20 protein-coding genes are annotated in these 17,223 nt (G+C 61.5%); 15 read left to right on the forward strand and 5 right to left on the reverse strand.

Annotated elements, in window-relative coordinates; genetic code table 11:
- Window positions 1–3 precede the first annotated feature (3 nt).
- From BLR85_RS08750 to BLR85_RS08760, 3 genes are read right to left on the reverse strand one after another with little or no spacing between them, the layout of a single operon-like run.
- Window positions 4–207: a DUF6967 family protein gene (locus BLR85_RS08750; protein ID WP_093153823.1), complete on the reverse strand. Its 204-nt coding sequence runs from the start codon at window positions 205–207 to the stop codon at window positions 4–6.
- The gene (locus BLR85_RS08755) at window positions 200–397 is read right to left on the reverse strand and encodes a sulfur relay protein DsrC (RefSeq protein ID WP_093153828.1); all 198 of its coding nucleotides are present in this window, start codon (window positions 395–397) and stop codon (window positions 200–202) included. Before BLR85_RS08755 ends, BLR85_RS08750 begins: the two co-directional genes overlap by 8 nt.
- Window positions 384–1,298, reverse strand: coding sequence for a TauD/TfdA family dioxygenase (locus BLR85_RS08760; protein ID WP_170844502.1), 915 nt, complete (start codon window positions 1,296–1,298; stop codon window positions 384–386). The genes BLR85_RS08755 and BLR85_RS08760 overlap by 14 nt, the downstream gene beginning before the upstream one ends.
- A gap of 279 nt (window positions 1,299–1,577) precedes the next feature.
- On the opposite strand from BLR85_RS08760, the gene dsrA reads away from it, so the two are divergent.
- From dsrA to BLR85_RS08830, 14 genes are all read left to right on the forward strand, one after another.
- On the forward strand, window positions 1,578–2,870 hold the full coding sequence (dsrA, locus tag BLR85_RS08765) for a dissimilatory-type sulfite reductase subunit alpha (RefSeq protein ID WP_093153839.1): 1,293 nt from the start codon (window positions 1,578–1,580) through the stop codon (window positions 2,868–2,870).
- Between the two features lie 58 nt (window positions 2,871–2,928).
- Window positions 2,929–4,011 carry a dissimilatory-type sulfite reductase subunit beta gene (gene dsrB / locus BLR85_RS08770; protein WP_093153844.1) on the forward strand — a complete coding sequence of 361 codons (1,083 nt, stop codon included), beginning with the start codon at window positions 2,929–2,931 and terminating at the stop codon, window positions 4,009–4,011.
- A gap of 15 nt (window positions 4,012–4,026) precedes the next feature.
- On the forward strand, window positions 4,027–4,419 hold the full coding sequence (gene tusD, locus BLR85_RS08775) for a sulfurtransferase complex subunit TusD (protein ID WP_093153849.1): 393 nt from the start codon (window positions 4,027–4,029) through the stop codon (window positions 4,417–4,419).
- Window positions 4,420–4,430: 11 nt separating this feature from the next.
- The gene (gene tusC, locus BLR85_RS08780; RefSeq protein WP_093153854.1) at window positions 4,431–4,838 is read left to right on the forward strand and encodes a sulfurtransferase complex subunit TusC; all 408 of its coding nucleotides are present in this window, start codon (window positions 4,431–4,433) and stop codon (window positions 4,836–4,838) included.
- Window positions 4,839–4,848: 10 nt separating this feature from the next.
- Window positions 4,849–5,157: a sulfurtransferase complex subunit TusB gene (gene tusB / locus BLR85_RS08785; protein WP_093153858.1), complete on the forward strand. Its 309-nt coding sequence runs from the start codon at window positions 4,849–4,851 to the stop codon at window positions 5,155–5,157.
- 51 nt (window positions 5,158–5,208) lie between these two features.
- Window positions 5,209–5,541: a TusE/DsrC/DsvC family sulfur relay protein gene (locus tag BLR85_RS08790; RefSeq protein WP_093153862.1), complete on the forward strand. Its 333-nt coding sequence runs from the start codon at window positions 5,209–5,211 to the stop codon at window positions 5,539–5,541.
- Window positions 5,542–5,609: 68 nt separating this feature from the next.
- Window positions 5,610–6,332, forward strand: coding sequence for a respiratory nitrate reductase subunit gamma (locus BLR85_RS08795; protein WP_212635044.1), 723 nt, complete (start codon window positions 5,610–5,612; stop codon window positions 6,330–6,332).
- Between the two features lie 14 nt (window positions 6,333–6,346).
- A complete protein-coding gene (gene dsrK, locus BLR85_RS08800) occupies window positions 6,347–7,882 on the forward strand; it encodes a sulfate reduction electron transfer complex DsrMKJOP subunit DsrK (protein WP_093153865.1) in 1,536 nt (511 codons plus the stop codon).
- 29 nt (window positions 7,883–7,911) lie between these two features.
- Window positions 7,912–9,855 carry an NAD(P)-binding protein gene (locus BLR85_RS08805; RefSeq protein WP_093153870.1) on the forward strand — a complete coding sequence of 648 codons (1,944 nt, stop codon included), beginning with the start codon at window positions 7,912–7,914 and terminating at the stop codon, window positions 9,853–9,855.
- 2 nt (window positions 9,856–9,857) lie between these two features.
- On the forward strand, window positions 9,858–10,337 hold the full coding sequence (locus BLR85_RS08810) for a hypothetical protein (protein ID WP_093153875.1): 480 nt from the start codon (window positions 9,858–9,860) through the stop codon (window positions 10,335–10,337).
- A complete protein-coding gene (dsrO, locus tag BLR85_RS08815; protein WP_093153879.1) occupies window positions 10,334–11,092 on the forward strand; it encodes a sulfate reduction electron transfer complex DsrMKJOP subunit DsrO in 759 nt (252 codons plus the stop codon). The genes BLR85_RS08810 and dsrO overlap by 4 nt, the downstream gene beginning before the upstream one ends.
- Before the next feature lie 10 nt (window positions 11,093–11,102).
- Window positions 11,103–12,296 carry an NrfD/PsrC family molybdoenzyme membrane anchor subunit gene (gene nrfD / locus BLR85_RS08820; RefSeq protein WP_093153883.1) on the forward strand — a complete coding sequence of 398 codons (1,194 nt, stop codon included), beginning with the start codon at window positions 11,103–11,105 and terminating at the stop codon, window positions 12,294–12,296.
- 21 nt (window positions 12,297–12,317) lie between these two features.
- Complete coding sequence (locus BLR85_RS08825) at window positions 12,318–13,328, forward strand: glycosyl transferase family protein (RefSeq protein WP_093153889.1); 1,011 nt, start codon at window positions 12,318–12,320, stop codon at window positions 13,326–13,328.
- 17 nt (window positions 13,329–13,345) lie between these two features.
- Window positions 13,346–14,734: a cobyrinic acid a,c-diamide synthase CobB gene (locus BLR85_RS08830; protein ID WP_212635045.1), complete on the forward strand. Its 1,389-nt coding sequence runs from the start codon at window positions 13,346–13,348 to the stop codon at window positions 14,732–14,734.
- Window positions 14,735–14,753: 19 nt separating this feature from the next.
- Here the strand turns inward: BLR85_RS08830 and BLR85_RS08835 are convergent, their stop codons facing one another.
- Window positions 14,754–14,978 carry a sulfurtransferase TusA family protein gene (locus BLR85_RS08835; RefSeq protein ID WP_093153898.1) on the reverse strand — a complete coding sequence of 75 codons (225 nt, stop codon included), beginning with the start codon at window positions 14,976–14,978 and terminating at the stop codon, window positions 14,754–14,756.
- Window positions 14,979–15,005: 27 nt separating this feature from the next.
- A complete protein-coding gene (gene dsrE2, locus BLR85_RS08840) occupies window positions 15,006–15,509 on the reverse strand; it encodes a sulfur carrier protein DsrE2 (RefSeq protein ID WP_093153902.1) in 504 nt (167 codons plus the stop codon).
- A gap of 393 nt (window positions 15,510–15,902) precedes the next feature.
- On the opposite strand from dsrE2, the gene BLR85_RS08845 reads away from it, so the two are divergent.
- Window positions 15,903–17,223 (forward strand): OmpP1/FadL family transporter (locus BLR85_RS08845; protein WP_093151191.1); only part of this gene is annotated, 1,321 nt, incomplete at its 3' end.

Genomic DNA, 17,223 nt, shown 5'->3' on the forward strand with positions numbered 1-17,223 from the left:
CCATCATTCCCGCGTGGCGGCGCTGACCAGCGCCTCGCCGAGCGTGATTGCCGCCGTGGAATCCAGGTCCACCTGGGTGATCCTGTTTCCTTCCTTGAGGATCAAGCGCACCATGAACATGCCGCTCTCGAACTCGACCTTGCGCAGGATCGCCTTGCGGCGATAGGGCAATTCGAACTCGGTCAGGTCGGTGACATTGTCAGCCATAGCTTGTTCCTCGCGTGAAGGCCGCCTCCAGCACCCATTGCCAGTTGCGCGGCGTGTCCCGGAAATCCGGCTTGACGTCGAACTCCAGGAACATCTGTCCGGACTCGCCGGCATGCTGCACAAGCAGTTCGAGTTCCGAGAAAGTGGTGACCTCGGGATGACCGATGATCAGGTCGCTAAGCTGCGCCATGAAGTTCCTCCGCGACCCGGGCCTGGAAGCGCACCCGCAGGACGATGCGCACATCCTCCTCCGACGCGCCGTCTTCGAACCCGGTCCTGTTGTGAAGCACGTTGTTGTTGACGATCCCCTGTCCCGCCTGCAGCCGAACCTGGCGCATCAGCGGGTCGCCCGAGGAAAGGTAGTCCCGCAGCCAGTCGGCGGCCGCGAGCGTTGTCTCGTCGTCCCGCCAGCGAATGGAGCGTGTCCGGGCCGTGTAGCGCATCTGCAACCGGCCGGTGATCTTGTCCGGGAAAAAGACCGGCCCCACCGACTCGGGACGCAGGCTCCCATCCGGTTCGCGGTTTTCGGGAATTGCCATCGCCTCGGGATGCATCAGCGCGCGCACGTAGTCCGGATTCTCGTCCCGCAGGCGCAAGTAGGCGATCTCGGGGTCCAGCAGTTGGTTCTCCCCCCCAAGCAGAGCCTGCCGGAAGCAATGCAGGATGAAGCCCTGCACGCGCTCCGATGCCATGTTGTAGTAGCCATCGGTGTGCCAGCTCAACGGCCGCCGTGTGTAGGGAATGTATCCCCTCTTCGCCTCGTCGGAGGATGTGCGCAGCGCTACGACACCGTGGCTGCCCGCCGAGCGGTGATCCTCCGGGCCCACCAGCCCGAAATGCCGCGCGAGCCCGATGAGCGCCTCGCTGGTGGCTTCGACGCTCTCGCCGGCCTCCGGCACTTCGTACCGGGCGAAGTTACATACCGAGCAGCGATACTTCATCTCTGCGACGGCCTCTGCTCCCGGGTGTCTCAGAGCGTCCAGTGCGACCGGTGGGCGATCCAGAACAGATTCGCTCAGGCGGATTTTCGTCTCTCGCCACGCCTTCCACGCCTCTCCGGGTGACAGATCGCTCCAGACAAAAGTGTTCAAGATGGCTTCACTTTGATTCATCTCAAGTCATTTCTCGTTTTTCTTTCCGCTAGTTGCGCCCGCTCTGCATTGCGGCATTTTTTTGCTGCGCTGCGATAATTTTATTTCACCTGAGACAAGTATTGCGCAACCTTTTGACATTCGTAAAATAAAATATGTAGATGCTTCAACAGGAAACGCCAGCTGAGTTCATTTGCTGAGAGCAGGTCGCACCGAATTTCTCATTCCAGCGACCGACCGCGGAGATGGTGCGGGCAATGAATAGCCAGGGAGGATGCAATGAAAGACGACGAAACCCAGAACGCCGGGCGCCAGGTTCACCCGACCCCATTGCTCGACGAATTGGAGGACGGACCCTGGCCAAGTTTCATCACCGGCATCAAGCGCCTGCGGGATGAAGGCTCCGAAGGAAACCAGAAGATGATGAACGATCTTCTCGGTCAGCTGAACCATTCCTACGAGAACAGGATGGGCTACTGGAAGGGCGGGACCGTATCGGTCTTCGGTTACGGCGGTGGCATCATTCCCCGGTTCTCAGAAGTGGCCGACAAGTTCCCGGAGTCGAAGGAATTCCATACCCTGCGCGTCATGCCTCCGGCGGGTTATCACTACACGACCGATATCCTCCGCAAGATGTGCGATATCTGGGAGCGCCATGGCTCCGGCCTTATCGCCTTCCACGGGCAGTCCGGCGACATCATGTTCCAGGGCTGCACCACGGAGAACACGCAAAAGGCCTTCGACGAGCTGAACGAAATCGGCTTCGATCTCGGCGGAGCCGGCCCGGCGCTGCGCACGGCAATGTCCTGTGTCGGCCATGCCCGCTGCGAGCAATCGTGCTATGACGAGGTACGGGCGCACCGCACGATCATCAATAAACTGCTGGACGAGATGCATCGCCCGGCCCTGCCCTATAAGTTCAAGTTCAAGTTTTCGGGCTGCGCCAATGATTGCGTGAACGCCATCCACCGCGCCGACTTCGCGGTGATCGGCACCTGGCGCGACGATATCAAGATCGACCAGGAGAAGGTGAAGGAGCACGTCGCCGAGAAGGGCCGCAAGTACACGATCGACACCGTCGTCTCGATGTGCCCGACCCGCGCCATCTCGCTCAATGACGATGACACGATTGAGATCGACAACCGCTCCTGCGTCCGCTGCATGCACTGCATCAATGTCATGACCAAGGCGCTGAGCCCCGGCGACGATCGCGGTGTGTCGATCATGATCGGCGGCAAGCGGGCCCTGAAGATCGGCGATCTGATGGGGATCATGGTCGTGCCCTTCATGCGGCTCAAGACCGACGAGGATTTCGACAAGCTGGAGGATTTCGCTGAGCGCGTCGTGGAATTCTTTGCCGAAAACGCCCTGGAACATGAACGCGTCGGCGAGACCATCGACCGGATCGGCCTGCCGGCCTTCCTGGAAGCGCTCGACATCGAGCCTGACCCGAACATGGTCAACCACCCGCGGACGTCCTGCTACGTGCGCACGGACGATTTCGACGAGGAAGCCGCCAAGTGGTTCGAGCGCAAGGCCCGTGAGGCGGGCCTGCAGATCAGCGCCGAGTAAGCGAACACGCAAGAACAGGACGGGGCCGGGATCAAGAACCGGTCCAGGGAGGAAACAGATGAAAGACCAGCCCAACACCCCCCGGACACCTGATGAAGTCGGCGTGCCGGATCCGTTCCAGTACATGCACCCGGTGATGAAGGCCAACTACGGCAACTGGGATTGGCACGAACGCCCGCGCCCCGGCGTTTTGCGTCACGTCGCGAAATCCGGCGATGTGATCTACACCGTGCGCGCCGGCACGCAGAGGCAGATGGACGTTTTCACGATCCGGAAACTTTGCGACATCGGCGACAAATACGCCGACGGGCATGTACGCTTCACAACGCGCTCCAACATTGAATACCTTGTGGCCGACCAAGGGAAAGTTGCGCCACTGATCGAGGCGCTGGAGTCGGAGGGGTTCCCGGTGGGCGGCACCGGCGCCTCGGTCTCAATGGTCTCGCATACGCAAGGCTGGCTGCATTGCGACATCCCCGGCACCGACGCCTCGGGCGTGGTCAAGGGGCTGATGGACATGCTGCACAAGGAGTTCGTGCAGGAGAAGATGCCGAACCGCCTGCGGATCACCACCTCCTGCTGCCAGATCAACTGCGGTGGACAGGGCGATATCGCGGTGAACGTGCAATACACCAAGCCGCCGAAAATCAACCACGACCTCGTGGCCAATGTCTGCGAGCGCCCGGCCGTGGTCGCGCGCTGCCCAGTGGCGGCCATCCGTCCGGCGATGGTCAACGGCAAGCCTTCGCTGGAGGTGGACGAGAAGAAATGCGTCTGCTGCGGCGCCTGCTACCCGCCCTGCCCGCCGATGCAGATCAACGGCGACGATTCCACCAAGATCGCGGTCTGGGTTGGCGGCAAGCATTCCAACGCGCGCTCCAAGCCCACCTTCCACAAGCTCGCCGTGGCGAACCTGCCCAACAACGCCCCGCATTGGCCCGAGGTCAATGACGTCGTGCGGCGCATCGTCGAGGCCTACAAGGCCGACGCGAAACATTGGGAACGCATGGGGGAATGGATCGACCGGATCGGTTGGAACCGGTTCTTCGAGATGACCAACCTGGCCTTTACCAAGCACCACCTCGACACGTGGACAGGTGCGCGGAAGACGATGAACATGTCGGCCCATCTGCATTTTTGAGCGAAAGGAAACTGCGTGAAGTTCGGAGTTGTCGTCAGCGAGGGTCCCTATACCCATCAGGCCGCTGACACCGCCTATCACTTCGTGAAGGCAGCCCTGGACAAGGGGCATGAAGTGCCCCGCGTCTTTTTCTACCATGACGGTGTCAACGTCTCGACGCGCCTTTCGGTGCCGCCGCAGGACGAGCGCCATATCCAGAAGAACTGGACCGAACTGGCCAAGAAGAAAGGTCTCGACCTTGTCGTCTGCATCGCCGCCGCGCAACGCCGGGGGCTGCTCGACGCCAACGAGGCGCAGCGTCAGGGCAAGGATGCCGACAACATCGCGGAAGGTTTCCGGATATCGGGTCTCGGGCAACTGATCGAGATGGGCATCCAGACTGACCGCATGGTCATGTTCGGCGACTGAGGGGGAGAGGCATGTCCGAGACCAAGAAATTCCTCTACGTGAACCGCAAGGCGCCCTACGGCACGATTTATGCGCTCGAAAGCCTCGAAGTGGTTCTTATCGGCGCGGCCTTCGATCAGGACGTGACGCTCGCTTTCCTCGACGACGGTGTTTTCCAGCTCACCAAAGGCCAGGACACCGGCGGCATCGGGGTGAAGAACTTCTCGCCCACCTTCCGTGCGCTCGGCGATTACGAGGTGACCAAGCTCTACGTCGAACAGGAATCCCTCGAAGAGCGCGGGCTCGCGGCGGAAGACCTGCAGGCGGTCACGTACGAAGACGAAGATGACGACTGGGCGGAGAAACCTTCCATCCACATCGTTTCCCGCGCGGAAATGGCTGACATCATGGCCGACCAGGACGTTGTCCTGAGCTTCTGAGAGATATTCCATGTCAACCTTGCACATCGTCAACAAGTCGCCCTTCGGGCACGGATCGCTTCTGAGCTGCATCAATCACTGCAAGTCAGGCGATGCGGTGCTGCTGATCGAGGACGGCGTATATGGCGCTCTGTCCGGATCGGTGGTCGAACATGCGGTTACCACCTGTGCGCCTTCCGTCTCGATCTACGTTCTGGAAGGCGACGCACAGGCCCGGGGCCTCGCGCCGGAGAAGCTGATCGGGACAGTGAAACCGGTCGGATATGACGGCTTCGTCGATCTCGTGGCAGAGAGCGACCGCACCCAGTCCTGGCTTTGAAACTGCGCCTGCTTCGGCGGGCAACACAAACAAGAAAGAAGAGGAATATAAATGTCTTACCAGGTAAACGGTCACACGATCGAACATGACGAGGAAGGCTACATCACCACGCTCTCCGACTGGTCCGAAGAGCTCGCCAACGTGATCGCGGAGACCGAGAATATCGACATGACCGACGAGCACTGGGCCGTCGTCAACTTCCTGCGGGACTACTACGACGAGTACCAGATCGCCCCCGCGGTTCGCGTGCTGATCAAGGCGATCAAAAAGGAGATGGGCCCCGAGAAAGGCAACAACAAATACATGTATGAGTTGTTCCCCTACGGCCCGGCCAAGCAAGCGTGCAAGATCGCCGGCCTGCCGAAACCGACCGGCTGCGTCTAACCGACGTCTAATCACGCCAACCCGCTGAAAAACAACAAGACACGGGCGGGTCAAGGGGAGGAAACCGCGTGCTGGGTTACATCTATGCCATTCTTTTTTACGCCGCGACGGCCATCCTGGTCGTCGGTCTGGCATGGAAGATCTGGATTTATGCCCGCACGCCTGCCCCGTTGAAAATCCCCACGACGCCGGCGCCGAAGACGCGCGGCGGCGTCGTGCTGCGCATGTTCCGCGAGGTCGTGTTCTTCGAAAGCCTCTACAAGTCGAACAAGTGGATCTGGCTGTTCGGCTGGACCTTCCACATGGGAATGTGGCTCGTGCTGATCCGTCACCTGCGCTATTTCACCCAGCCCGTGTGGTGGTGGGTCGAGATCGCGCAACCTTTCGGCACCTATGCCGCCTTCGCCATGCTGATCGGGCTGGGCGGGCTCTGGGCGCGGCGCGTGCTGGTCGAACGGATCAAGTACATCACCAACCCCTCCGACCACCTGATGCTCGGATTGCTGATGGGCATCGTGCTCTCGGGCATGATGATGCGCTTCGTGACCCGGACCGACATCATCGCCGTCAAGAGCTACATGCTCGGCCTCCTGCGGCTGGAAGTCGGCTACATGCCTGCCGACCCGGTCCTGATGCTCCATCTTCTGCTCGTCGCGACACTGATGATCGTTTTCCCGATCTCCAAGCTTCTGCACGCGCCGGGCGTCTTCTTCAGCCCGACCCGCAACCAGGTCGATAACCCGCGCGAGAAGCGCCACATCGCCCCCTGGGCGGCGAAACTCGAAAACTGAGGGGAGGACCCGGAATGGCCGCCGACGGCAACGATATTCCCCAACTGGCGCATCCGCTCGAGATTCCGAAGCTGAAATGCGGCGCGATGGCCGAGTCCTCGCCCTATGTCGCCTCGCCCGACCATCAGGCGGGGGTCGGGTTTCCCGGCGAGCTTCTGCCGGACTGGAAAGAGCGCGCCCTCGCCAAAATGAAGGAACTGGCGCAGAAAAACCGTGCCTTCCGCGTCTATCTCGATACCTGCGTGAAATGCGGCGCCTGCACGGACAAGTGCCACTATTTCATCGGCACGGGCGACCCCAAGAACATGCCAGTCGCCCGGCAGGACCTGCTGCGGTCGGTATACCGCCGTTATTTCACCTTCGCCGGCAAGCATTTCCCGAAACTGGTGGGCGCGCGCGACCTCACAGAAGCGGTCCTCGACGAGTGGTACAGCTACTACCACCAATGCTCCCAATGCCGCCGCTGCTCCGTCTTCTGCCCCTATGGCATTGACACGGCGGAGATTTCCATGGCCGCGCGGGAGATCATGGATGTCGTCGGCAAGGGTCAGAAATACTGCAACGAGATCATCGGCAAGGTCCACAAGATCGGGAACAATCTCGGGCTCCAGGAGAAGGCGCTGCGGGCGACGCTGGAGGATTTCGAGGAGGAGTTGGAGGAAGACACCGGTGTCTCCGTTCGCTTGCCACTGGACGAAAAAGGCGCCGACATCCTGTTGATCACGCCCTCGGCCGACTTCTTCGCCGAGCCGCATATCGACGGTTTTCTGGGCTATGCCAAGGTCTTTCACGAGGCCGGTGTAAGCTGGACAATCTCGTCCTACGCCTCCGAGGCCGCCAATTTCGGCCTCTTCATCGGCTCCTACGAGAATATGCGCGAGGTCAGCCTTCGCATCAGGAAGGCCGCGCAAGACCTTGGCGTCAAAAGGATAATCTTCGGCGAATGCGGCCATGCCTGGCGCGTTGCCTATTCCTTCCTGAACACGTTGGCGGGACCGTGGGATTTCCTCGATCAGAACTACCCGATCCCGCAGCATATCTGCGAGTTCACCTGGAACGAGATCCAGAAGGGAACGCTGAAATTCGATCCCTCGCAGAACGACCATATCAAGCTGACCTTCCATGACAGCTGCAACGTCGCGCGGGCGAGCGGCATGGGCAACGAAGCCGGCGGCCAGTTCGAGATTCCGCGGAACATCCTGAAGACGGTCTGCAACAATTTCCACGACATGCCGCGCGACACGATCATGGAGTCGACGCTGTGCTGTGGCGGCGGCGGCGGGCTGCTGACGGACGAGTTGATGGACCTGCGCACCAAGGGCGCGAGCCCGCGGATGAAGGCGCTCCAGGAGACGACGGAGGAACACGGTGTCACCCACATGGCCGCGATCTGCGCCATCTGCAAAACGCAGTTCGCCAAGGTGATGCCGAAGTTCGGCTACGACATGGATTCGATCGTTTCGGTGCACCAGATGGTGTCCAACGCCATCATCCTGACAGGACAGGACGGCGACGACGAAGAAGAAGGTGACGGGGAGGACGCCGCCTGACGGGGCGCGTTGCGAGGGGAGGATATCGCATGAACGAGATAGCCAAGGGCAACACGTATCGCCGCTTCCGCGAGGGAGAGACGGCGGAGGATTGGGATCTCGAGGAGAAGATCTTCAACGCAGATCACTCCTACAAGTGCCCGACCTACGTGCACAAGACACCGCCCTGCCAGGGCTCCTGCCCGTCCGGACACGAGATCCGCGGCTGGCTGGCGATCGCGCGCGGCATGGACAAGCCGCCCAGCGAGGACATGAACTGGCAGGAATACGCCTTCCACCGCATGGCCAGCGCCAACCCCTTCCCGGCGACGATGGGTCGTGTCTGTCCCGCGCCCTGCGAGGCAGGCTGCAACCGCAACGAGGTCGATGATTTCGTCGGCATCAACGCGGTGGAGCAATATGTCGGCGACTGGGCCAACGAGAACAACATCCAGCACAATGCTCCGGGCGCCGAGACTGGCAAGCGGGTTGCCGTGATCGGCGGCGGACCGGCCGGGCTCTCGGCGGCCTATTTCCTGCGGCTCGACGGTCACGAGGTGACACTGTTCGAAGCGCACGAGGAGCTTGGCGGCATGATGCGCTATGGCATCCCCGGCTACCGGACGCCGCGCGACATGCTCGACAAGGAGATCGGGAGGATCATCGACCTCGGCGTCGAGGTTCATACCAACACCCGCGTCGGCAGCGATGTGTCGGTGGAATGGCTCGAAGCGGAATACGACGCGATCTTCTGGGCGCTCGGCGCGCAGACCGGCCGCCCGCTGCCGATCCCCGGCTGGGAAGAGACCGAGAACTGCATAAACGGAATCGAGTTTCTCGACGCTTTCAACCAGGGCTATGTGCTCGGCACCGCCAGGAAGGTGGTCGTCGTCGGTGGCGGTGATACCTCCATCGATGTTGCATCGGTCGCGCGCCGCCTTGGCCACATCACCAAGGACTACCTGCCGGAGCGCAACGACGGTTCCGTGATCGACTTCACCTCGCATGACGTCGCTTCATCGCTTAGCCGCGAGGGTATGCAGGCCACGCTCACCTCGCTCTTCCCGGCCGAGGAAATGACCGCCGCCGAGCGCGAGCGTGAGGATGCCAAGCGCGAGGGCATCGATATCAAGGGCGGGGTGATGCCGCTCGAGGTGCTCAAGAACGGCGACGGACGCGCGATTGGCCTGAAGATGTGCGAATGCACCATGAAAGGCATGACGCCGGAACCCATCGAGGGCACCGAATTTGAACTCGAAGCTGACATCATCATCGCCGCCATCGGCCAGATGGGCAATTTCGAAGGCGTCGAAGATATGGACGGCGGCCGCGGCTTCATTGCCACAACACCGGCCTACCAGGTGAAAGGCAAGGAAAAGCATTTCGCTGGCGGCGACATCATCCGCCCCCACCTTCTGACCACCGCCATCGGCCACGGCCGCATTGCCGCCGACGCAATCACCGATTACCTCGACGACGGCGAGATCGTGAAGCGCCCCAAGGTCGACGTGCATCACTTCAACCTGCTGGCCGAGTTGCACCAGCGGCACAAGGACCCGGAGCCCTACGACCACCAGCAGAAGCGCGGCACCAACGAGGCCGGCTTCGCGGTGCATAATTACGAGGACCGTTCCAGCGCGCAGATCATCCCGCATGACGAGCTTTACAAGGGCCATTTCAACTTCGTGAAGCGCGAGGCCCGCGAAGAGATCCATATCGAGGCCGACAAGGTCCTCGGGAATTTCGAGGAACGCATCGTCGGGCTGACGGAGGAACAGGCCAAGAAGGAGGGCGAGCGCTGCATGTCCTGCGGCATGTGCTTCGAATGCGACAACTGCGTGATCTATTGCCCGCAGGACGCGGTGCACCGGGTGAAGAAGTCCGATCGCACGGTGGGCCGTTACGTCTACACCGATTACAACGCCTGCATCGGCTGCCATATCTGCTCGGACGTCTGCCCGACCGGCTATATCAAGATGGGCCTCGGGGAGTGATCATGCTCCGTGCACTCGTTTTCCTTGGTCTCCTGCTTGCACTGGCTGCGCCGGTCTCGGCGCAGGATTTTGCCGGCCTGGGACCGGAGATCCCGAAGGCCACGGGCGATCCGCACCCGGAAGGCAACCGGGTGATGCGGCGCCGGCACATGGAGATGATGCGTCATGACCGCGACATGACCATGCATGACGGCGAACGGGAGATCGACGCAAGCATCTCCGAATGTTTCGAGTGCCATTCCGTGAAGGACGAGGCCGGCGGCTATGTAACCTACGAGAGCGAGAAGCATTTCTGCCGCGCCTGCCACGATTTCGTGGCGGTGAAGGTCGATTGTTTCATGTGCCATCGCTCCACGCCCGAAGGTTTCGAGGAACCGGCCTTGCACGCGATGGGATCGTCCGCCGAGCAGGACATTGACCTTGCGCGGACCTATCTCGAAGGGCTGGCGGGCGAGCACACGGAAAGCGGGAGGCCGGAATGAAGATTCCTTCCCTGAAACCCGCCACGACACGGGTCGATGCCGGTCGCCGCGATTTCCTGAAGAGCGGTGCCAGCGCGGTGACGCTCACCATCGCGTCAGGCGTGACGCTGATGGCCTTCGGCGGCTCCGAGGCCGAGGGCGCCGCAGATGCCGGCAAGCGTTGGGGCCTGCTGATAGACGTCAATAAATGCGCGCAGGACTGTACCGCCTGCGTCTCGGCCTGCCAGCACGAGAACGGCTGGAAGGGCCGCGGGACCCCGGAAACGGACGCCCAATGGATACGAAAAGTCACGCTGAAGAACCACGCCACCGGGCACGAAACCTCGATGCCGGTCATGTGCCAGCATTGCGAGAAGCCGCCCTGCGTCAATGTCTGCCCGACCGGGGCGTCCTTCAAGCGCAAGGACGGGATCGTGCTGGTGGACAAGCATATCTGTATCGGTTGCCGATACTGCATGATGGCCTGCCCGTTCAAGGCGCGCAGCTTCGTGCATGAGCCTACCAACAACCAGTCGGTCAACGCTCCGCGCGGTCAAGGCACGGTGGAGAGCTGCACGCTCTGCGTTCATCGCGTCGACAAGGGCGAAATCCCGGCCTGCGTCGAGGCCTGCGACGCCACTGGCAACGGCGCAATGATCTTCGGCGACCTGAAGGACCCCGAAAGCGAAATCAGCAAGCGGCTGGCCGAGTATCCGTCCGTCGCGCTTCGCCCGGATCTCGATCTGAACCCGGGCGTCCGCTACGCGAAACTCTGAGGGACGCAAGATGGAACGCACGATCTACCGCGAAATCTCCTTCACCGGCCAGCTCTGGATGTGGGCGGCGGTGATGGGCGCCTTCATCCTCGGGGCGCTGGCCTCCGTGGTCTATGTCGAGCATCACGGGCACATCGTCACCGGCATGAACAACCAGATTGTCTGGGGTACGCCGCATGTCTTCGCGATCTTCCTGATCGTGGCGGCATCGGGCGCGCTGAACGTGGCCTCGATGGCCTCGGTCTTCGACAGGACGGTCTACAAGCCGCTCTCCCGGCTCTCCGGCGTGCTGGCGATTGCCCTGCTGATGGGCGGTCTCGCCGTGCTGGTGCTCGATCTCGGGCGCCCCGACCGGCTCCTCGTGGCGATGACGCATTTCAATTTCTCGTCGATCTTCACCTGGAACATCTTCCTCTACACCGGCTTCATGGGAATCGTGGCGCTTTACCTCTTCGTGCAGATGTCGCGCGACGTGCATCCGAAATGGGTGAAGCCCGCCGGGATCCTGGCCTTTGTCTGGCGGCTGGCCCTGACCACGGGCACCGGGTCGATCTTCGGCTGGCTGGTGGCGCGGCCCGGCTATGACGCGGCGATCATGGCGCCGCTCTTCATCGCCATGTCCTTCGCGCTTGGTCTTGCGGTCTTCATTCTCGTGCTCATCGCGCTTTGCCGGTTGGGAGAGCGAAAGCTCGGGCCGATGCTGATCCACCAGATGACCCGCCTGCTCGCGCTCTTCGTCGGCGCGGTGCTCTACTTCACGGCCGTTCATCATCTCAGCAACATCTATGTTGCACAGCATTCCGGCGTCGAGCGGTTCTTCCTGCTCGCGGGCGGCACCTACACGTTCCTGTTCTGGATCGTTCAGGTCGCCATCGGCAGCATTCTCCCGATCGTGCTGATCTATCGCGCCGAAACACCTGTCCCGACGAAAACGGCGATCCTCGCCAGCGCTCTCGTCATCCTTGGTGGATTCGCGCAGCTCTACGTGATCGTCATCGGCGGGCAGGCCTACCCGATGGACATTTTCCCGGGCTATGAAGTCACCTCCAGTTTCTTCGATGGCGCGCGCGCCTCTTATGCGCCGAGCCTGCCCGAAGTGGCGCTCGGGCAGGGCGGCATTGCGCTGGCGCTGCTGGTGACCTTCCTCGGGGCCAAGATCCTGCGCATCCTGCCGACCAACCTGGCCGACAGCAACCGGCCATAGGCAGACAGACTGGACCTCACCATGCTCGCCCATACCCCACACCCGTTCGCAAAATTCGTCGCCATTCTCGGGCGCGGAAAGACCAAGCAGCGTCACCTGACCATCGAGGAGAGCCGCGAGGCGATGGAGATGGTGCTGGCCGACGAGGTCCTGCCGGAACAGTTGGGTGCCTTTCTGATGCTGCTGCGGCTGAAGGAGGAAGCCCCCGAAGAGATCGCGGGCTTTGTCCAGGCGACACGCTCGACACTGGACCTGCCGTCGCGCCCGGTCAGCGTGGATCTCGACTGGTCCTCCTATGCCGGCAAGCGCATCCAGCTTCCGTGGTTTGTCCTGAGCGTGCTCGCACTGGTCGATGCCGGCTACAAGGTGGCGATGCACGGCACCGAGGGGCATACGCCGGGTCGGGTCTACACGCGCGGCGTTGTGCAGATGCTCGGCCTGTCGGTCGCACGCACGCTGACCGAAGCAGCCGACCAGGTGGATGAAACCGGCTTCACCTACATCCCGCTGGAAGTGCTGAGCCCCCGGCTGCGGGAACTGATCGAGCTGCGGCCGATCTTCGGGCTACGCTCGCCCGTGCATACCTTCACGCGGATGATCAACCCGTTCGCCGCCCCGGTGATGATGAACGGCATCTTCCACCGCGGCTTCATGGATATCCATTCGGGTGCGGCCAGGTTGCTGCAACAGCCCGCCATGGCTGTCTTTCGTGGCGAAGGCGGCGAGATCGAACGGCGCCCCAACAAGCCGACGCAGGTCTGGACGACACATGGCGACGCCGAACCCCAGGTGGAGACATGGCCGCCGCTTCTGGGCGATGCCCATCAGCCGGTCGACGAGACCATGGATGTCGACAAGCTGGTCGATGTCTGGACCGGTGCCTCCGAAGACCCTTATGCGCTTGCCTCCGTCCTCGGAACGCTGGCCATCACCCTTCGGACGATGGGCAAGGCGGACAGCATCGAAGACGCCGAGCGCCTGGCGGGCGAAACCTGGGAACAGCGCGACCGTTCCCTTCCCGGTCGGCCATGAGCGCCGCGCCACGTTTCATGATCGCTGCGGCCCACAAGTCGTCGGGCAAGACGGTGATCTCGTCGGGTGTGGCCGCGGCCATGACGGCGCGCGGCACCCGCGTCGCGGGCTTCAAGAAAGGGCCGGACTACATCGACCCGATGTGGCTTCAACTGGCCACCGGGCGGCCAACCTACAACCTCGACTTCAACACCATGCAACGGGATGAGTTGCAGGATTTGTTCGCAAGCAGGTCAGCAGGTGCCGACATCAGCCTCGTCGAGGCGAACAAGGGGTTGTTCGACGGAGTTTGCCCCGAGGGATCGGACTCGAACGCCGAACTGGCCAAGTTGCTGAACCTTCCGGTCGTGCTGGTGGTCGATTGCCGCGGCATGACGCGCGGGGTCGCGCCCCTGCTCCTAGGTTACCAGCTCTTCGACCGTTCGGTCGAGATCGCGGGTGTCATCCTGAACAAGGTCGGCGGTGCGCGCCATGAGCTCAAGTTGCGGCAGGCCGTGGAGAGCTACACCGAAGTGCCGGTTCTGGGCACCGTCGCGGCAGCAGCCTCGCTTGATATATATGAACGCCACCTGGGGCTCACCACGCCGTCGGAAGCGGTGCAGACCGGACAATTTCTGGAAAGGGCAGCAGGGCGAATCGAACAGCAGGTCGACATCGACCGGCTTATGGAGATCGGGCACATGGCCCCTGCCCTCAAACCGGCCGCCTCGCCCAAGGTTCCTGGAGCAGGTTTTTCCGGCCTGCGAATTGGCGTCGCTCGGGATGAGGCTTTCGCTTTCTACTACTCCGATGATCTGGAAGCTTTCGAACAGGCGGGCGTCAAACTTGTACCGGTCGACATGCTGCGCGACCGGTCGTTGCCGGAGATAGACGCTCTTTTTATTGGCGGCGGGTTTCCGGAGACACAGATGGAAGCGCTTTCCAGCAACCGGGCGATGCGCGAGAGCGTCCGGCACGCGCTGGAGGGCGGCCTGCCCTGCTACGCCGAGTGCGGCGGTCTGATGTATCTATGCCGGTCGCTTTCCTGGCGTGGCGAAACGCTTCCGATGGTGGGCTTTTTCCAGGCCGACGCGGTCATGCATGCGCGTCCCCAGGGCCGCGGATATGTGCGCTACACTGCCACGGAGCATGCCTTGTGGGACACCCGTCCCGGCGAACGGACCGCGCACGAGTTTCACTACGCGAGCGTCGAGAACATCGGCACTCCCACATATGCGCGCAGGATTACCCGAGGATATGGGATCGACGGCGCCAGCGATGCATTGATCAGGGCAAACACCCAGGCGGGCTTTGTCCACCTGCGCCATACCATCGGCACACCTTGGGTGACCGAGTTCCTGTCCTTCGTAGCCCACTGCCGGGACATGCAGTCGAGAAAAAGCCCCGCTCGGGAAGAACGGGGCTAAAGGCGCGCTCGCGAGACGCTTACTTCTTCTTGATCTCGAACTTGTAGAGGTCGCCCTCGGTCGTCGAGGCGAGCAGTTCGTTGCCAGTCTGGTTGCAGAACGCGGCAAAATCCGCGACCGAACCGGGGTCGGTTGCCTGCACTTCAAGGATCTGCCCCGCGCTCATCCCCTTGAGTGCCTTCTTGGCGCGGAGGATCGGCAGCGGGCAATTCAACCCCTGTGCGTTGAGGGTTTGGTCAGCCACGTTTCTTCTCCTGTGCTGTAGTCATTGTCATATGAACAGGTTGATGTCGGACTTGAGGGCCGTTTCCATGTAGGTCGCGGCCCCGCCAAGCTCGATCCCGTCGATCATGTCGTCCTTCGAATACTCGAAGAGGTCGAGCGTCATCTGGCAGGCGATCATCCGCACATCGGACTCGATCGCCGCTTCACGCAATTCCTCGATGGAGGCCACGCCCTTCTTGGCCATGAGGTTCTTCATCATCTTTCCGGCCATGGCTCCGGCGCCAGGCAGCATGGAGACCATGTTCGGCATTTTCATGTGCCCGCCCATCATTGGCATCTCCATCGCCGCGTTGCCCAGCGTGGAAAAGCCAAGATCCAGGTCCTTCTTTAGCAGCACAAGGCCATAGAAAGTGAAGAACATGGTGACCTCCACGTCCATCGCCGCCGCAGTGGTGCCAAGGATGAATGGAGGATATGCCCAGTCCAATGTCCCCTTGGTGACGATAATCGACATACTCTTGGCGTTGTCGAGTTGGCCGGTGTCCAGCATTTGCGTCTCCCAATCGCGTTGATGTTTCACTTTACCATTCAAAAATTCGCATGAATACAAAAGGTTCCGCCGCGCCGCAGCACTTACTCTAAGTTAACATATTGGTTTTATTTGCAATATCTTTCCGCCCTCACGCCGCACAGCGGCAAAACTGAAAGAGATCCGGTTCCCGGTGAAAACTTCTTTCAATGCTTGCTTCCGACGACACCGGAAGTGACGCAGTTTGGTCCCACCCGGCGAAGAAATTTCCGTTCGGGTCACGTTTTTGTGACGGAATCAGATAAAACATGCAGGCATTCAAATGTACGAAAACGGTGCGCAGAACGGTGCGGACAGCTTCCAACAAGTTCGCGATCGATCTCCACCGTGTCACGGATCTGGAGGAAACGCACCATGACAAAATCCGTTCGGAATCAGCGTGCCATCGCAGGCATGGCAGGGCTGGTTCTTCTCGGAGCCGCCGCAGGCCCCGCGCAGGCAACCAACGGCTATTTCGCCAACGGCTATGGCGCAGCCTCCAAGGGGATGGCAGGTGCAGGGGTTGCAGTACCGTCCGGCGTTCTCAGCCTCGCCCAGAACCCGGCCGCCGGGAACAAGATCGGCAACTCTGCCGGCTTCTGCATCACCACCTTCGCCCCCAGCCGGAGCATCGACATCGATTCGACCGACAGCTACGGCGGCATGCAGGCGTTGGTCCCCGGCAAGCATACCAGCGAAAACGACTACTTCTTCATTCCCTGCGGTGGCGCCAACTGGCGCCTGAACGAGCGCATGTCGCTCGGGTTCGTCGTTTACGGAAACGGCGGCATGAACACCGAGTACGACACCAACATCTTCGACAGCAGCCTGCTGCAATTCAATGGTTCACCCGCCGGGTTCTCATCCTCGCCGCTTGGCGTGAACCTCGAACAGGTCTTCATCGGCCTGAACGTGAGCTACCAGGTGAATGAACAACTCTCGCTCGGTTTCGCGCCGATCTATGCCGTGCAGCGCTTCTCCGCCACCGGGCTGGAACTCTTCCAGAGCATGTCCAGCGATCCCGCCAACGTGACGAATAACGACGATTCCTGGTCCCGCGGTTGGGGCTTCAATGTCGGCCTGCTCTACGAGCCCAACGAGGAATGGGATATCGGCATCTCCTATCGCTCACGCATCTGGATGAGTGAGTTCGACAGGTATTCGGGGCTCTTCGCGGAACAGGGCGATTTCGACATCCCCGCGACGCTCCTGATCGGCGCCGCCTACACACCCGCCGCAGACCCGCGCTTCACTTTCACCGCGGAATATCAGCGGATCTACTACAGCCAGATCAAGGCCATCGCCAATGGCGGCTCGGTGATCGACCCGACCGACGCGCGCCTCGGCGAGGATGACGGCCCCGGATTCGGCTGGAAGGACATGGATATCTTCCGCGTCGGCGCCATCTATCGCCACGACGAGAAATGGACCTTCCGCGGTGGCGTGAGCTACGCCTCCCAGTTCATCGACGACGAGGAAGTCCTGTTCAACACCCTCGCACCGGCGACGATCCAGTGGCACGCCTCCGTGGGCGCCACCTACGCGGTCAACGACAACTGGAAGATCCACGGCGCATACACCCACGCCTTCAGCAACTCCGTCTCCGGCCGCAACGAGACCATCCCGTTCAACGAGCAGGACATCGAACTGCAGATGTCCCAGAACGAATTCGTCCTCGGCGCCAGCTACAGTTGGT

It is taken from the genome of Aliiruegeria lutimaris (assembly GCF_900099935.1).
GTDB lineage: Bacteria > Pseudomonadota > Alphaproteobacteria > Rhodobacterales > Rhodobacteraceae > Tropicimonas > Tropicimonas lutimaris.

What these genes read in the sequence shown, in the direction of transcription:
- BLR85_RS08750 (WP_093153823.1), bottom strand. Translation starts at nt 207, where the DNA reads ATGGCTGACAATGTCACCGACCTGACCGAGTTCGAATTGCCCTATCGC.
- BLR85_RS08755 (WP_093153828.1), bottom strand. Translation starts at nt 397, where the DNA reads ATGGCGCAGCTTAGCGACCTGATCATCGGTCATCCCGAGGTCACCACT.
- dsrA (WP_093153839.1), top strand. Translation starts at nt 1,578, where the DNA reads ATGAAAGACGACGAAACCCAGAACGCCGGGCGCCAGGTTCACCCGACC.
- dsrB (WP_093153844.1), top strand. Translation starts at nt 2,929, where the DNA reads ATGAAAGACCAGCCCAACACCCCCCGGACACCTGATGAAGTCGGCGTG.
- tusC (WP_093153854.1), top strand. Translation starts at nt 4,431, where the DNA reads ATGTCCGAGACCAAGAAATTCCTCTACGTGAACCGCAAGGCGCCCTAC.
- tusB (WP_093153858.1), top strand. Translation starts at nt 4,849, where the DNA reads ATGTCAACCTTGCACATCGTCAACAAGTCGCCCTTCGGGCACGGATCG.
- BLR85_RS08790 (WP_093153862.1), top strand. Translation starts at nt 5,209, where the DNA reads ATGTCTTACCAGGTAAACGGTCACACGATCGAACATGACGAGGAAGGC.
- dsrK (WP_093153865.1), top strand. Translation starts at nt 6,347, where the DNA reads ATGGCCGCCGACGGCAACGATATTCCCCAACTGGCGCATCCGCTCGAG.
- BLR85_RS08805 (WP_093153870.1), top strand. Translation starts at nt 7,912, where the DNA reads ATGAACGAGATAGCCAAGGGCAACACGTATCGCCGCTTCCGCGAGGGA.
- BLR85_RS08810 (WP_093153875.1), top strand. Translation starts at nt 9,858, where the DNA reads ATGCTCCGTGCACTCGTTTTCCTTGGTCTCCTGCTTGCACTGGCTGCG.
- dsrO (WP_093153879.1), top strand. Translation starts at nt 10,334, where the DNA reads ATGAAGATTCCTTCCCTGAAACCCGCCACGACACGGGTCGATGCCGGT.
- nrfD (WP_093153883.1), top strand. Translation starts at nt 11,103, where the DNA reads ATGGAACGCACGATCTACCGCGAAATCTCCTTCACCGGCCAGCTCTGG.
- BLR85_RS08825 (WP_093153889.1), top strand. Translation starts at nt 12,318, where the DNA reads ATGCTCGCCCATACCCCACACCCGTTCGCAAAATTCGTCGCCATTCTC.
- BLR85_RS08830 (WP_212635045.1), top strand. Translation starts at nt 13,346, where the DNA reads ATGATCGCTGCGGCCCACAAGTCGTCGGGCAAGACGGTGATCTCGTCG.
- dsrE2 (WP_093153902.1), bottom strand. Translation starts at nt 15,509, where the DNA reads ATGCTGGACACCGGCCAACTCGACAACGCCAAGAGTATGTCGATTATC.